The sequence below is a fragment of the Streptococcus sp. HMSC10A01 genome (assembly GCF_001807785.1).
Lineage (GTDB): Bacteria > Bacillota > Bacilli > Lactobacillales > Streptococcaceae > Streptococcus > Streptococcus gordonii.
This window is the reverse complement of sequence record NZ_KV790965.1, coordinates 79878-96207: the sequence shown is the minus strand read 5'-3', so window position 1 is coordinate 96207 and position 16330 is coordinate 79878. Positions and strand designations below refer to the sequence as shown.

Annotated in this window: 8 protein-coding genes; all 8 read right to left on the bottom strand. The window is 41.3% G+C overall.

The genetic code is table 11. The annotated features are described in order from the left end of the window. Positions 1-13 precede the first annotated feature (13 nt). Complete coding sequence (addA, locus tag HMPREF3108_RS02065; protein ID WP_070493081.1) at positions 14-3664, bottom strand: helicase-exonuclease AddAB subunit AddA; 3651 nt, start codon at positions 3662-3664, stop codon at positions 14-16. After that, positions 3661-6942, bottom strand: a complete 3282-nt coding sequence (gene rexB / locus HMPREF3108_RS02060; protein ID WP_048779867.1) for an ATP-dependent nuclease subunit B — start codon at positions 6940-6942, stop codon at positions 3661-3663. The genes addA and rexB overlap by 4 nt, the downstream gene beginning before the upstream one ends. Before the next feature lie 391 nt (positions 6943-7333). Further along, positions 7334-10507, bottom strand: coding sequence for a CocE/NonD family hydrolase (locus HMPREF3108_RS02055; protein ID WP_060553364.1), 3174 nt, complete (start codon positions 10505-10507; stop codon positions 7334-7336). Positions 10508-11151: 644 nt separating this feature from the next. Continuing rightward, on the bottom strand, positions 11152-12513 hold the full coding sequence (locus HMPREF3108_RS02050) for a sensor histidine kinase (protein ID WP_061596634.1): 1362 nt from the start codon (positions 12511-12513) through the stop codon (positions 11152-11154). Continuing rightward, the gene (locus HMPREF3108_RS02045; protein WP_008809355.1) at positions 12510-13166 is read right to left on the bottom strand and encodes a response regulator transcription factor; all 657 of its coding nucleotides are present in this window, start codon (positions 13164-13166) and stop codon (positions 12510-12512) included. The genes HMPREF3108_RS02050 and HMPREF3108_RS02045 overlap by 4 nt, the downstream gene beginning before the upstream one ends. An 18-nt stretch (positions 13167-13184) precedes the next feature. Then, a complete protein-coding gene (locus HMPREF3108_RS02040) occupies positions 13185-14402 on the bottom strand; it encodes an ABC transporter permease (protein ID WP_008809356.1) in 1218 nt (405 codons plus the stop codon). Between the two features lie 7 nt (positions 14403-14409). After that, on the bottom strand, positions 14410-15090 hold the full coding sequence (locus HMPREF3108_RS02035) for an ABC transporter ATP-binding protein (RefSeq protein WP_061596636.1): 681 nt from the start codon (positions 15088-15090) through the stop codon (positions 14410-14412). Next, on the bottom strand, positions 15077-16330 hold the full coding sequence (locus HMPREF3108_RS02030) for an efflux RND transporter periplasmic adaptor subunit (protein ID WP_061596638.1): 1254 nt from the start codon (positions 16328-16330) through the stop codon (positions 15077-15079). Before HMPREF3108_RS02030 ends, HMPREF3108_RS02035 begins: the two co-directional genes overlap by 14 nt.

Here is a 16330-nt window from a genome sequence, read left to right as displayed (position 1 = left end):
ATCAACCAATCAATCAGTCCACCTGAAGCACCTGAAGCTTCTCACCTCCCAGCAGAATCAAATATTTTTCAATCTGCGAAATGCCGTAAGAACGGCTGAGAGCTTGAGCATATAAGTCTAACTGGCTACGATAGCGAGCAATCAACTCAGATGGCTCCTTGTATTTATCCGTCTTGTAGTCAAAGAGAATTATCCGATCCTCAAAAAGCAGGTAGCCATCCAAAATCCCCCGCAAAACAAACTCCTGACCGCTAGCGTCATCCCTCTTGAGCATGGCAAATGGTGCTTCTCGATGCAACTTATCCGAGTTAGCTAGCAAGATTTCACCAAGCTGACTCTCAAAGAAACTTGCAATCTTGTTGAGGTCAATCTGTTTTTTCACAGACTCTTCTGCTTGAACTTGTCTTAGACTTAATTTTAAAACTGACATGTCCGGCTTCTGATCTAAAGGAATCCTTTGCATAAGCTCATGAACAGCACTACCGACTTGTGCCCCAGTCACTTTGGCTTTCCTGCCGAAATCAGGTAAGTCAAAGTTAGGCTGAGGCCGAAATGCTTCTCGCTCATCCATGATATCCAAGCCTTCTGTGTCCATGATTGGCTCATAAAACTTCTTAATCTGGCTTGGGGTTCGCACACTAGGTAGCTCAATGGCAGAGCGATATTGGCTATTTAATCGATCTACACTTTCTAAGATATCCAGAGCCCTGCCGATATCTTCAGACTGATGGTTGTCTGTCAAATCATCCGCATCAAAGGGATTTGAATGGTGAATCTGGCCAATCTTGTCAGCAGTCAAATCTTCGTCTCTGACAAATCTCAAATCAAAAGCAAGGTGATCTTCTGAAAAAACAGTCTGGATAGCATAAATCCAATCTTGAAAAGAAGTCAGCTGACTGCGTATGGAAGCCGATAAAAGCCCCTGTTCTGCCTGTCCCCAGCTTCGCTTCTCAAGTTTTTCTTGACTGCCTTTTCCAACCAAGTAAAGCTTGGTTTCAGCCCGTGTCATGGCTACATAAAGCAAGCGCATCTGCTCAGAAAGACTAGCTAGCTTGATTTCTTCTAAATTTTGTTGGTAGGGGAGAGTGTCCATTGACAAACGGATTGATCTCGGTTTCACTTCTTCTGGATATTCAACCTCTACATCAGCGATATATTTAATCCCAATCCCATTTTTACGACTCAAGATAATGCTAGAACTGGTATCTTGGCGGTTAAAGGCCTTGTCCATATTAAGCAGAAAGACATACTTGAACTCTAGTCCCTTACTCTTGTGGACTGTCATCAGATGAACCGCATCTTGTGGTGCGGCATAGGGAACGCTAGCCAAATCGTGCTGGTTCTCTAAAATCTTATTAATCATGCTGATGAATCGAGACAACCCTTTAAAGCTTGATTTCTCGTAGTCATTAGCTCTGAGTGATAGGGCATAGAGATTGGCTTGACGCTGGGCTCCATTGGGCAAGGCACCAACATAGTCATAATAAAAGCGGTCTTGATAAATCTTCCAAATCAAATCGTACAGAGAATGAGTTTTAGCAAAGGTTCTCCACGATAAGAGCGTCTTTTTAAAGAGCTCTAGCTTCTTTTTAAGGTCTGGCAAGATTAAGTCTGGATGCAATCCTTGATTAGTCAAGGCATTTTCTATCTTCTCATAGAGATTTTCCTGCGATTTCTCCTGACTTTTCTGTAGCGCTATTCGAGCCAGCTCATCTTCTCCAAAGTCAAACATTGCTGATTTGAGTAGTGCTGTCAAGGCATAGTCATTTAGAGGATTATTGATCGTTCGCAAAGTGTCCAGCATGACCATGACCTCGACAGACTGGAGGTAATTGTCTTCTCCTCCATCTGGTACAAGAGGGATATTGTGCTTGGCAAACTCAGCCAAGATTATATCATTTCGAGTCCGAGAAGCCGTTAAAAGAGTAATGTCCTTAAAGGCAACCGCTTCTTCTTCATGCAGGCGAATGATTTCTTTGATAACTAGAGACACTTCTCCAGCTGAGATACTTTCCTCGCTTAATTCATCGCTTGCTGCCGTCGAATCATAAAGGAGGAATTCAGCCCTATTTTGGGGGTTATGTGATGCTTTCATCGGATTTCCCGCCACCAAATAATGGATCTCATCATAGTTGATTTCCCCGACCTGCTCATCCATCAGTCTCTTAAAGACATCATTGGTTGCTTCCAGCACCTCTACATGACTACGGAAATTCTCCTTGAGGACAATCAATTTCCCTTGGCTCGGATCTGCTTGATAAAGCCGAAACTTATCATTGAAAATCTGGGGATCTGCTTGACGAAAACGATAGATGGATTGTTTGATATCTCCCACCATAAAGCGATTATGGCCGTTAGATAAGAGCTCCAACATTCGCTCCTGAGTGTGGTTGGTATCCTGATACTCATCGACCATGACTTCATGGTAACGTTCTTGATAGAAGCTTCTTACCTGTGGGAAGTCCTCTAAAATCTGTATCGCAAAATGGCTAATATCCCCAAACTCAAAAGCATTCTCTGTTTTTTTACGTTCTAGATAAGTTCGAGTAAAATCACTCATGAAATCACGCAGTAAATCTAAGAGAGGCAGACTATCATCCTGGTACTTCTCAAGGAACTCAAATTGATAAAGGCTGGACTCAAGACCTCGCAAATGCTCGATTCTTTCTTTACGTCCTTGGTTAAAGGTATCAGCCAACTCTTTTAATTCTTCCTTGCGAGTAGTGATGGTCAAGGATCGGCCACCGCTAGCCCGTGATAGAAGAACCACGTCTTTTAAGACACGGAAATAGTCCTGCTCAGAGGACGATTCCTGCAAACTCCCCAATTTATCTAGCGCAAGCAACACATTTTCTTGGTATTTAGCTCCCGCAAATTCACGTCCCTCGTGATCCAAGTGAAAACGGAAAAAATCTTCGAGGTCAAAAAGAGCACCTTTCACTTGCTGTAAAATTTTGTCTCTCTCACGCGAAAAATCTGTCTCCTCATAGCCTTTAAGGAAAAAGTCCTGCAACCATCTCTGAGGATTGCTGGTTGATTGGAGAAACTGGTAAATGGCGTAGACTTGCTGGCGAAAACCAGTGATGTTCTTTTTCTTGCCCGTGAAATTTTTGACTAACTTTTCAAAAATTTCCTTCTGCTCACCAGTATAATATTGCTCAAAAAGCTGCTGAAAGACTTCATTTTGTAGCATAGTCTGCTCACTAGCTGACTGGAGAATACGAAAATTAGGGGCCAAGCCTAGAAGATAGCCATACTTGTTGAGAAGCTTTTGTGTAAAAGAGTCCATGGTCCCAATATCAGCTGTGGCAATAGCAGCTAACTGCTGGGCTAGGTGCTGTTTAAGTTCTTCATCCTGACTTTCTTTGAGGACTTTACTTAACTCTTTTTCTAGACGTTCCTTGAGTTCTCCTGCCGCTTTTACGGTAAAGGTTGAGATGAAGAGTTCCTGAATGGATACTCCACGGAGGATCTGGTCAATAATCCTCTGAACCATGGCAAAGGTTTTCCCTGACCCAGCTGATGCAGAGACTAGGATGTTTTGACCTGAGGAATAAATAGCCTCAATCTGCTCAGCAGTTCGTTTCTGTTCTTTACTTGAAGTAGCTTCAGAATGCTGTAGCTGACTGATTTCTTCTGGACTTAAAAAAGACTTTTTCCTCATTTTTTCAACTCCTCCCTCATCTTTTCTATCCATGCTTGGCGCAATTTCTCACCAACTGGACATTTTTCAAATTTACTCAAATCTAATTTATCTAACTGTCTGGCTTGTCCTAGGTGACGATTGGCTTCAAAGCCTGTAATAGCCTTAAACTGATCGACATAAGGTGCTATATTCCGACCATTTTCTGTATAGGGATTAACCTCAAAATGACCAGCTAGAATACCTTCAGCTACTTTTTTATAGAGAATTTCATTATAAGCAAGTAAAACAGCCAGTTCTTCTTGACTGAGACTATTAACCTTGCTCTTTTCATAAACAGGACCCAAAGAGGCCAGCTTGTCTGCTAAAAAGAGACCCTTGTACTGCATGGTTTTAGCAACTTCCTTGACTGCATCTCCTAACTCTTTGGTATCTTTAAGGGCGACAATAGGCTCCGTCATTTGCAAGTACATGGCACCGAAAAGATCTCTACCTTCCTGCTGACCTTGGAGTTCCTGGATAGCCGCTAGATAAGTCGGAAGCTGAGAATTCAGACCATTAAAAAATTTTTCATAGCTAAACTTAGTCTCGCTGGACTTATAGTCCACGACTCCCAGACTCCCATCAGCTAGCAATCGGTCAATTCTATCCACCTTGCCTCGAACACTAACAGCTCTGCCATCTTCCAAGATAAGGAAAGGCTCTTTACTGTTCCCAAAGACTGTTTCTTCCCCAATCGTTTCAATCCCAGCTGATTGGGCCAAAACTTGGCTCGTTGACTTAGCTGTATCTAGCAGCAACTGACGAGTAAAGAGACTCTCGCTAGATTCATTGTAGAGACTTTCAAATTCAGTCTCCCGCATGGTTTCGTCTATTGCCACTTCTAGTCGTTGGTCAAAGTCTCGACTAGTATCCTCCTGAAGTACTTTTTCAAAAATTCGATGCAGAAAATTCCCGTGGCTTCTAGCATCCGGATGGATGGTCCATTCTTCCTGTAATCCCAGAACGTATTTGATGAAATAGCCATATTGATTTTTAAAGTATTCGCTTAGAGCAGAGACTGAAAGTCGGAGGGGCTGATCTTTTGGATAAAGGGCATGCAGAGTTTCCGGTTGCAGAGACTCCGTTTTCAGTTCCTTGCTGATTTGCGGAATGCTGATGCCTTCTGCTGCTAACTTCTTGCGGAGAACCCGCACAGCCACCGCCAAAAAAGTTTGCTCCTCTGCTGTCCACTCTCGGTCAATCTCCTCTTGGTGGAGTTCGATGATTTGAGACAAGAGAGCTCGGTAGCTGCCAATATCATCACTGGAAGCTTGAGGCTTTTTGACAATGATAGGCAAGGAAAGCGGAGCTGCAGTCAATTCCAGCAGATAGGTCGACATGCTGTCCTCTACTTCATTGACCAAGGCTGGCGCAGACAAGACCAGCTCTTTGGTGGCAGAATTCATCAGTGATAGAGCTGTATAGCGATTCTTCTTGAGATTTTCTGAGCTAGCAATCTGCAGTTCTGCCTGAGAATCCGTCTCTTCATTAAGTCGAGCCCGATCTTCATCACTGAGCAAACTCTTGTTTTGCGCGATTTTCGGAAAACGCTCTTGAGTCAGTCCGATTGCATAGACGTAAGGAGCTGCTAAAGGTTCTATCAGGTCATAAGACTGAACCTTAACCACATCTACTGTCGCCGGCACCATCCGATAGTTGGACAAAAGCATTCCTGAGAGGACCAAAGCTAGAAAATCATCCAGTTTGACCTTGCTTTCTGCAAAGACCTGAGCAAACTGCTCTAAGACATGGCTGAAAGCCTTCCAGACTTCCTCATGGCGTTCCTGTTCTTGCTGACTTTCTTCCTGCAGCAGAGCTGTCAAATTGTCAGACAAACGGGCTGCTTGGACGAACTCCGTAAACTTAGCTAAGAGCCCCGACGCCGTCTGGCTGCGGGATTTGAAAAAGTCTTGTAGCGGAGTCATAACCCGGCGGCGAATATGATTGAGACGGTCTAGGTCAAATTTCCCTTGGCTATTAGCCGTGAAATCCTTGGCTAGCTTGCCGGCTCCCTTAATGTCCGCAAAGCGCAGATATTGCTCAAAATGATCCAGCTCTTCCTGAGTCAAGTCTCCATAGAGTCCTGTCTTTAAGAGGTTGAGCAGGTCTTCCAGTTGGAAATTATAGCGCTTGAGTCGCTCTAAGGACTCAACAAACTGAACCAGCGGATGCTGAGCCATTGACTCGCTCCGCCCTAAATAGTAAGGAATCTGATATTGGTCAAAAATGGTCTTAAGCTGAAGCTGGTAGGCTTCCACGTCCCCCAAGAGTAGACGAATATCCTTATAACGCACACCATCATGAACTCGCTGCCGGATGGACTTAGCCACATACTCCAGCTCTTCTTTCTGGTTCATAGTAGCCCAGATTTGAAGGCGCGAGCGATCTGTCTCACTCAGACTCACCGTTGATTCTGAAAAGTCATAACGACTCTCCAAGATCTTGGAAATCTGTCCAAAGGCATCTTCTGCTTCTGCATGAGGGATATAGTCAGGCTTGACCTGATAGTCCTCGGCCAGCTTTCTCAGGAAGTCCACACTAGCTTGATAGAGATTGCCCTCACGAAAGGCTGCTCGGTAGGCTTTTTGGCTAGCATAGGTCCCAATAACAATCTCCACGCCTTTTCGATGCAAGAGACCGACCAGGTATTCCTCTTCGGCAGAAAAACGAGTAAAACCATCGATGACCAGGGCCAAATCTGCCAATTCCTCGTCTGTATCACCAGCCAGAATATGCTGGGCAAAAGCAGCAATCTGAGAAGACGAATCAAAATCGCCCTTATTCAGAGCAGCAGTCACTGCAGTAAAAATCTTGACCAAATCCTCCCGCTTCTCAGGCTCCTCGAGAAATTCCAAATCCACAAAGGACATCTGGGCTGTCTGCAGTTCATGGTAAAGATCCATCAGTTGCTGGATAAACTGTGGATCCTTCTTAATCCTGCCATAGACCTTAAGCTCTCCATCATCTAACTCTGTCAAGGTCCGATAAATCAGCATTCCCAGACCAATATCGTCCAAATTCTGCCCTTTTCGGACATCATTGAGGACAAAATACCGAGCCATCTGGGCAAAGCGCGTCACCGTAATGGCAAAGGAAGCCTTGTTCTTCAGGCACTCCAAAACCGCCCGCTCCTTCTCAAAAGAAAGCGAATTTGGCGCAATATAAAAGACTCGCTTACCAGTCGCCACCAAACTCTCAGCCTCAGCCACTAAAACCTTGGTCAAAGAATGGCGAATATCTGTATAAAGTAATTTCATAGCCTGCCTTTTCCTCTAGAAAATATAGGTTTATTATATCATTTTTGAAGGGATTTGACTCTTAGCTATACACATTCAACTAATCCTTTTTCATCCCCTAACAACTAGATGAGACGTCTTGCATCTACTTATTTTTCCTACTTCTTTAAACAGCGGAAACTTCAACCAGCTTAGAATATTTCAAATGAAAACACCCCGAAGGTTAGATCATTTCTAACTTTCAGGGTGCGATTTATCAGCTAGATTGCAAAACCAGTCTTTTTTCTATAAAAACGGTTTGCTCCAAACTACTGAAGATTCATTAGAGTTCGGTAATTCCTATTTAGGCTTAGAATTTAATCTAGTAAGCAAGAAGTGAAAAGCCAAGTGTAAATAAAATGATTCAATCCTATTATTTCTCTTCTTTACGTCCACTAATCACTTTCCACAAGCCGGCTAAAAGTAAACTTAGCATACCATAGACTGACCAAAGATTTGCTTTTCCCCCAGTTTCAGGAAGACTTGCTTTTCTTGAAAGAGCTACTTCTTTTGAAGAAGGATCATTTTCTTTGTGTTCTAGATTAGCGATTTCAACCTTTTGTTCCTTACGGAAGTCCATAGAGTCCCGTCCTACTGGTGGTTGTTGATCCATTTGTCCTCCTGGCTTAAGATCAGAGCCACTTCCCTTGTCCTGCTGATTGTCCTTTTCTACTGAAGGGTTCTTTTTAGCAATTGCTAGAATACGGTCTGCTAACTTAGCGTACTCGGTATCTTTCTCATTTGGCTGATAACGAAGTAAGAGAGACTGGCTTTCTTCTACAATTGGTATCGTTGCAGAAATAGAATCTGTCTTAAACTTGACTTCGTATGGATCAGCATAATAAATGTAGTCTGGATCAAAAGCATGTAAGGTTAGGACCAGACGGTGACCCTTTTTAACAGTATACAAGTTTGGTTGCAAGTACATAGTGTAGTTGTGGTACTCATTTTCTTTTAGATCGATTGAATGTCTAGAACTTGCAGAATTAAAACCTGAATCTGGGTTAGCCAAGTTCATCCAGCCTCTAGAAATAACCACGCTTTTCACTTTATGCGTCTTGTATTCTTTAACAGGAAGACTGTCTAGATTGCTACCATGCCAATCTCCTTTTTCATCAACCGTTTCTTTTTCTAGTGTACGAGTACTATAACCGTTCTTATCATAAGTGATTTCTTCTTTGACAACATCAAATTCCTCATCAGATACATCCATCAAAGTCGCGCTGACATGAGCATGCTTCTTATCACCTTTCAAGAAGGCTGCACTAAAATGAAGAGGAATATGGCCTTTAATAGTAATATCACGATCAACAGGAGCCGCATATGAAGCACTGACGGCGGATGAATGAAAGGCTGCGTCTTGGTTTCTCGTAGTCCAATTTTCACCCGTGCCATAAAAATCACTGGATACAGTCACATCTTCTCTCTTGGAATAGGCACGAGCAGTGATTTTATTGTCTGTTTCCCATTTATCAAATCGACGCCACTTGGTTGGATCTAGGTTGTCCTGAGCAGTCACCTGTGGAAGATGTTCAATGCCATTTTGAAGACCAAATAAATAATGACTATACCATTGGTTCATTAAATCATTAAATGCTTGACCAGCCACTGTGGTTCCTGCCCAGCGAGTGGATGGATAAACGTGATTTCCTTGGTGCAGCAATACTTTTGGATCTATACCAGCCTTCTTATATGCTTCTAGCATTAATTCAAAATGTTTTGGTTTAACATTATCATCATTAAGCCCTTGGATTAGCAAAGGAGCAGCTTTTAGATTGGCTGCATTTAAGGTATAGTCACGCTTAGCATATTCTTCATTATAATTATGACCATCCTTGTGTTGTAGCTCGTTGAGTTTTGTGATATAAGCAGCATAGTAGTCTTTAATTTTATCCCAGTCATCCTTGTCTAAAATCCGACCAGAGGTATAAACAGACAACCAAGATAGATCATTTGAAGCCCCCGTATCAAGTGGAGAACCTTGACTATTAAAGTGATCATACCAACTGGCAATTCCCGCTGCTGGTATTATGGTTTTGAGCCCTTCTACACCAGTAGACGCAACTCCAAAAGTAGTTGTTCCAGCCCAAGACAAACCAGTCATGGCAACATTGCCACTCGACCAATCCGCCTTAACCTCACGATTGCTTGTTTTATCTGCATAGGCCTTGCGTTTGCCATTCAACCATTCGATAATACTCTTGTAGGCAGCAACTTCTAAATCAGAACCTGTTGTATTGATTCCATCTGACCCTTTTGAGCCCAATCCACTACTTGTTACAACCGCATAACCACGGACCAGGTAATAATTGTACCAGTTCAGATTTTCATAATCATAATGAGTGTAATCTGCTGAACTTTCACGTGGATTGACATAGTACCAATCTTTAGGTTTAGTCGCTTTTGCCACCTCTTCTGTCGAAACTTCTTTGACTGCTTTTCTCTTGTCTGGCTTGGTATAGAGCTTAGCCATGTCAAATTTGCCACCTTCTTTGAGACCAAGCCCTTCTAGGGTACGTTCTTCTGTCGTACCTGCAACGTATGGGCTAGCTTCAAAGATTGTCGGAGCTTTATAATCACCTTTAACAGCAGCTTTCGGAACTTGGACGAAAGTCTTTACCAAGTCTGGTTTCCCATCTCCATCTGTATCATAGTCCGTTTCAACATAAACAACATAACGAACAATATCACTATTCTCATATGAATAATGTTCAGGATCATCACCACGAGTAAATGGGAAAATAGGCTGTGCTCTTCCATTCATAAAGAGGGGTGTCTTGCGCTCTGCTCTATAAGCAGCATGGAGTTTTTTAGCTGCAGCAACCATAGTAACAAGGTCTGTAACTGGATCGGATCCTTTCGCCTTTTGGTCAATCATTCCTAGACTCTTAGCAAAGGCTAAACGATCCTGGTCAGTTGAACCGACTTGTCCTTCTTTTGTCGATGCCCATTTCAAGAGTTGATTAACAGCTTCGCTGATTGTTGCTTCCTTCTTAGAATCTTCCTCAGTCCTTGCTTGACCAGTTACTTCTGACAAGTCTGCTAAGGTCGTCTTAGGTGGATTAGACACTCTAGTAGCACTTCTATCATTTCCTGGCTCTTTATTCGAAGTTACAGTTGCTGAATTGTTCTCTTCTCTTGGATCAACTTTCTTTTCAGTATCACTACCAGTATCTGCTACTGGCTTTTCAGGAACCGCTCCCTTGTCCATAGCTGATTTATCCGACACATTTGAAGACTCAGGGACTGCTTTATCGAAATGATTTTCCTTCTCACCTATAGATTGATTGGAATCGATTGCTTCCTCAACGACCGCTTTTTGCTCTACACCTTCATTAGAGCTTTCCTTATTAACTTCAGCATTCTCACTTGATTCTACATGCTCAGATACCGATTTATCAGGACTAGACTCTTGATCCGTACTGGTCGCCAAGGCTGGCTCGACACTATTTGTGCCAACTTCATCAGCTTGAACGTGACGCGCTAAAACAAGAGGGCTAATCAATAAACTTGCAGCTACAATCGAAACAATGGTTGATTTTTTCATAAAATGACTCCTTATACCATGTTTTCAAAATCAGCAGTCAAGGCTAGTAAATACAATTTCCTTCACTGCCGTCTGATAAACAAATAACGAAAAAATTTTTAAATACATTCAGGACTTTCAAAAGCTTGAAGCGCTCCACCCCTCTTTCACTTTACAAAACGCCTCTTTTAAAAAGGCAAGATGACTCCCCCTCCTTATTGGAAATATCTGCTCTATTTCTTAAACTTAAATAGAAAGCAAGATCATTGAAGAGGAGAAACAATTAGGAAATTAAACTGTAATACACTATTTTAAAGGCCAATTAGTATCAGATACTGCAAAACATAAACTAGCAAATTACTGATAAATCAAGCCAAACTACTCATCATACTTTTCTAAGACTCACGTTATACTGAAAACACCTCTTAATCAAATAAATCCTATTGACTCTCATTTAACTACAGTCAAAGAGGCTTTCTGAGGGCCTCTTACTATTATTCTTCAGCAAACTACAGCTTCATTCTAACACTATATGTAAGCGCTGTCAATGTATTTTTGTCTATTTTTGCACATAATAAAAAAAATTAAAACACCACATTGTTTGTGGTGTTCTTATTAGATTGTAAAGTTTCTTCCTGCTTGTCTGAGACTTTGATAGGCTTCATTTAAAAGGAAATGCTAAATCGCATCCATTTGCCATCAACAGCTTCAAATTTATATGCAAACTGATGCTTATCCAAAATTTGCTGAACGATAAAGAGTCCCAGACCAGTCCCTCCATCTTTCCGGTTTCGGCTATAATCCGGCCTGTAAAATGGTTGAAAGATCTGCTGGATCTGAGTCTCATCTAAAACACGCTCAGCCTGGTTTTCAATGAACAAGAGGTGTTCTTCAAGGCGGATTGATATTTTCCCATTTTGAACAGTATAGTTAAAAGCATTATCAATGAGATTTTTGATCGCCTTGACCAAGTAGATCTTATTGCCCTTCATCTCAGCCTCTTCTAAACTAACTTGGAACTGATAGTGCCTCATGTCTGCCATCAGTTTGTAGGCGCCGAGATTTTCTTCTAGAACCTGCTTCAATGAAAAGACTTCCTCAGTCACCTCTGTTCCCATCTCCATTTTAGAGATAGCTAAGATGGACTGAACCAGAGCGGATTGCTCTTCTAAAATTTCTCGACATTTATGAAGGTAGGTATCTCGATCCTTGAATTCCCCTACGCCGTATATCATACCGTCAATCATTCCCATCATACTGGTTATTGGCGTCTTCAGCTCATGGGAAGTCATACGAAGGAACTCAGCCTTCTCCCTTTCACTCTCAGCAACCTTTTCATTTTCCACTTTCAACGCTTCCATACTTGTCAGCAAGTTAGCATAAAGGTGATTGATATCCTGAGCGAGTTCAGCGATTTCATCCTTTCCTTTAGCTACACAAACAACATCTGGCGCTAAACTGGTCATCTGACGAGTTGCAGCCGATATATCCTTTATCCGCTGACTAGAGGTCCGGCTGTAAAGATAGGCAGAAAGTCCTCCTAGGCTAAGGGATACGACTAAAACAAAAGGATATAGATTGAGCAAAATATGACTGGCATCACTGACGGGCTGCAGAGAATATTCTCCCTGCAGGGTCAAGATTTTTCCATCAGATGTTTTAAGCTTCTTACTGATACTTTTATGCTTAGCTGTTCCATCAGCCATGGTAGGAAGGATTGTTAGTTGTAAGGAATCTTGGGTCTCACTTACTTCAACAGTCGGGTAAACGACCTGGTCTTTGGCATCTGTCAAATTAAACCAGATACGATTATTTTTATGACTATAATCAGTGAGAAGAGATTTCATTTCGTCAATCGACTTCCCCTTCATTTGCTGAGTTACTTGTTCAAATTCATGATTAGCTTCTCTACTCTTTACTTGCTCATAATAGATTGGCATAGCAAAATAGAGACTAGCAAGCACTACTGTGACAACAACAAAGATAATCGAACTGGTCAGCAGGAAATTCTTTTTTACAATCTTCACGCCTGATCTCCACCCAATTGATAGCCCATACCAGTAATGGTTGACAAAGGAATTCCAGGAACTTTCTTGCGAATATTCTTGATATGATTGTCCAAGACACGACTATCTAGCTCACTATAGCCCCAAATAGTATTCATAAGCTGGTCTCTTGTCACTAAATGGCCCTTACGTTTAGCAAGAACTTCTAGAATTTCGTACTCCTTCTTGGTCAGAGCTAGCTTTTCTCCTTGCCAGAAAATCGTACAATCTTCTAAAACCACGCGCAAGTCACCGATGACAATTTCAGAATAAACAGCAGTCCGACGTAAAATATTTTCTATTCTTTTCACCAAAATGAGGGGTGAAAAAGGCTTAGTCACGTAATCGCTAATCAAGTGATTAAAACTCACTAGCTGGGTATATTCATCATCTAGAGCAGTTAAAATCATGACTGGGATCTGCGATGTCTTACGGATTTCCTTGAGAACATCTAAACCACTAACGGATGGCAACATCATATCTAAAATGACTAAATCAAAAGTCTCTTCTTCAAACTGACGTAGAGCCTCTGCGCCATCATAAACCGGCGTAACACTGTAGTTACTTTCTTTTAAAAATTCACATATGACTTGGTTGATAGTAGTATCATCTTCTACGACCAAAATCTTATACATAACGACTCCTTATTACTTCTATTCAAAGCGCAAAGCTTCGATTGGATCAAGCTTGGACGCCTTGACGGCTGGTAGCAATCCAAATACTACCCCTATTATACAACAAAATAGCAAACTTACAAAGACTGAGAAGAGGGAAAGAATGTAAGGATAAGCCAATGACTGGGTAATAGCAAAACCAGATAGGATTCCAGCCACTACTCCTATAAATCCACCCATCAAGGTCAAGATAACTGCTTCAATCAAAAACTGCTTGAGAATGATTTTTCGTCTTGCTCCCAAAGCCTTCTTAATACCAATTTCACGAGTCCTTTCTGTAACAGAGACTAGCATGATGTTCATAACACCAATCCCTCCAACCAGAAGGGAAATACTGGCAATCCCTGCCAAAAGTACAAAGTTTGATTGGTTCAAATTATCCAATTGACGTTCAAATTCCTGTAAATTTAGCACCCCAAACATATAATCAGAACTAGGAACTTGTTGATTGAGATAATCTCCAACTTTTTTTGCCACCTTCTTCAGGTCATCTGCTTTATAGGTTTGAACTGTCACCTCTGGATTAACATTCAACTCCTCAAAAAGTCTGTGCCATTGTTGGAGTGGAATATAGGCAACCCGATCAGCTCCCGCTGTCAAGCCACTTTGTTCCGTAGACTCAAAAACACCAATTACCTTGAAAGGACTTCCCTTGACTTCAATGTATTTTCCAATACCATTTCCATTTGGAAAGAGACTATCATAGAGAGATTTTTCCAGATAAGTAACCTGCTCTTGGTTTTGAAAAGCAGGATCCGAAAAATCTGCACCCTCTACGGTCCGCATTTTCTTGATTTCTGCAATATTTTGAGAAACAGCCTGTACCTTACCAGATGTTTTTTGTTCCAGATGATAAATCTTGTCATCCGTTCCATAGGTTAAAAGAGCATTTTTAACACCAGGAATTTCTCGAATCTTATTCAGTATATCTTCACCCATGAAAGGGATGTAACCAGGTTTTTTTGCCTGAGCCTTTTCAGGAATACTAGGGTCAATCACATTCTTCTTGTCATAGACCACTTTGATGGTATTATTACTGCCACCGATCAACTGTCTCTTGGTATTTTCTGTATTTCCTTCGATAATTGAAAAGATAGCAATGATGGCACCGATCCCAATGATAATTCCCAGCATGGTCAGCATTGAGCGCATTTTATGCGATAAAATGGAATTTAGAGCTACAAAAATATCTTCCATAAATGTCTTAATTCCTTTCTACCTCTTTGTGTTCAATATTTCCATCTCGTAAAACAACTGTTTTCTTGCACATTTGAGCCACTTCTGGTTCATGGGTAATAATCACGATTGTTTTTCCAGCTTCATTAAACTGCTTAAAAAGTTCCATGATTTGTACGCTGGTCTTGGTATCCAAGGCACCGGTCGGTTCATCACCTAGAATAAAACTTGGGTTAGTAACCAAAGCGCGGGCAATGGCTACCCGCTGCTTTTGTCCCCCTGATAATTCCATTGGCTTAAATTCGCTCCGCTCTTCTAAGCCTACCAAACGTAACATTTCCATTGCCCGTTCCCGTCTTTCCTTTTTGGGAACCTTCATATAAGTTAAAGGCAATTCCACATTTTGACAAGCCGTTAATTTTGGCATCAGATTGAAGTTCTGAAATACGAAACCAATCTTTTGATTTCGTAAATCTGACAATTGATTATCTGATAGATTGGATACATCTGTACCTTCAATATGATAACTTCCAGCATTAGCCTTGTCCAAGCACCCTATGATATTCATCAGAGTTGATTTACCGGATCCTGACGGACCCATAATAGCTAGAAAATCACCTTCTTTTACATGAAGATCGATTCCTTTTAGAATAGGAAATTCCTGACTGCCCTGTTGGTAAGATTTATGAATTTCTTTAAGCTTTAACATCTGCTCCTACCTCCATGCCCTCTTTCATGCCGTTCTTAACACTAGAGATACTGTCTTCCATCTTCAAACCTTCTGTGATTTCAATAAGCGAACCTTTAAGAGCCTTGGTCTTGACTTCTTGTTTTTTGATCTTTTTGTTTTCTACTTTCCAAACATAAGATTTACCGTTTTCTGTGAACACATAAGATTTATTCACAACAACCTTGCCAGCTTCAGGCGCATTTTCAATAACATTGACATAAGTATGAGAACCAATCAAAGGCATATTTTCGGCTTGGTCTAACTCTACTTTATATGGGTATTTAGCTTGATTTGGATTTTCCTGTTGTTGTTTGTTACCATTTGCCGCTGCATCCGCTGTAAGAGTACCGACTTGAGTTACTGTACCTGTCCATTTTTTCTTAGGGCTCTTACGGTCAACTACTTCAACTTTTTGTCCTACTTGTAATTTCTCGCGATCAAATTCACTAACGTTCCCTTTTACAAAAGTCTTGGACTTGTCCATGATTTCGATAAAGTTTTCTTCTTCTTTCTTAGCTTTTGATTGAGTCGGTAAGTCTTCATTCATAGAAGTGATAGTGCCCGCTGTATCTGCTGTTACTGTATCATATTTCATTCGGTCTGATTCAGTTTGAGCAGTTGCCTGAGCTTTTTCCGCTTCAATCTGAGCATTTTTTACTTCATTATCAGCTGAATTCGCATCGCTTAAACTTTGTGCAACTTCATCTTCCGCAGATTTGATCTGATCTAGTAGGGACTCATCGTTATTCGCATTATATTTTTCACGCAAGCTGTTCAAATTTGCTAATTTACGATTATAAGTCTCCCACTTAATTGAGGCATTACTTTGCGCCGTACTAATACTATTAGACTTAGCCTGAGCATCATATTGAGCTGATTGAGCCGTCAGCTCTTGGGAAGTTACATAGGAAAAGAGAGGTTGTCCCTGTGTGACAGTGTCGCCATTTTTGACGAATACTTCCTTGACCTCACCTTTTGATGGATCGATCTTAACCTTACTGCTATTATTCGGTGCAACTTCACCAGATAAAACCAAACTTTTCTTCTTGGCTTCATCTACTGCTTCTTGAACTGTTTTAGAGTCAACTTTATTGTTGACAACAACAGATTGATTTTGACCTGGCTGCAAAAGGAAGTACCCTCCCACAGCTGCACAAGTCAATAAAGCTACACTACTGATTAAAATAATTTTAGAATTTTTCTTTTTTCCTCGTAACAT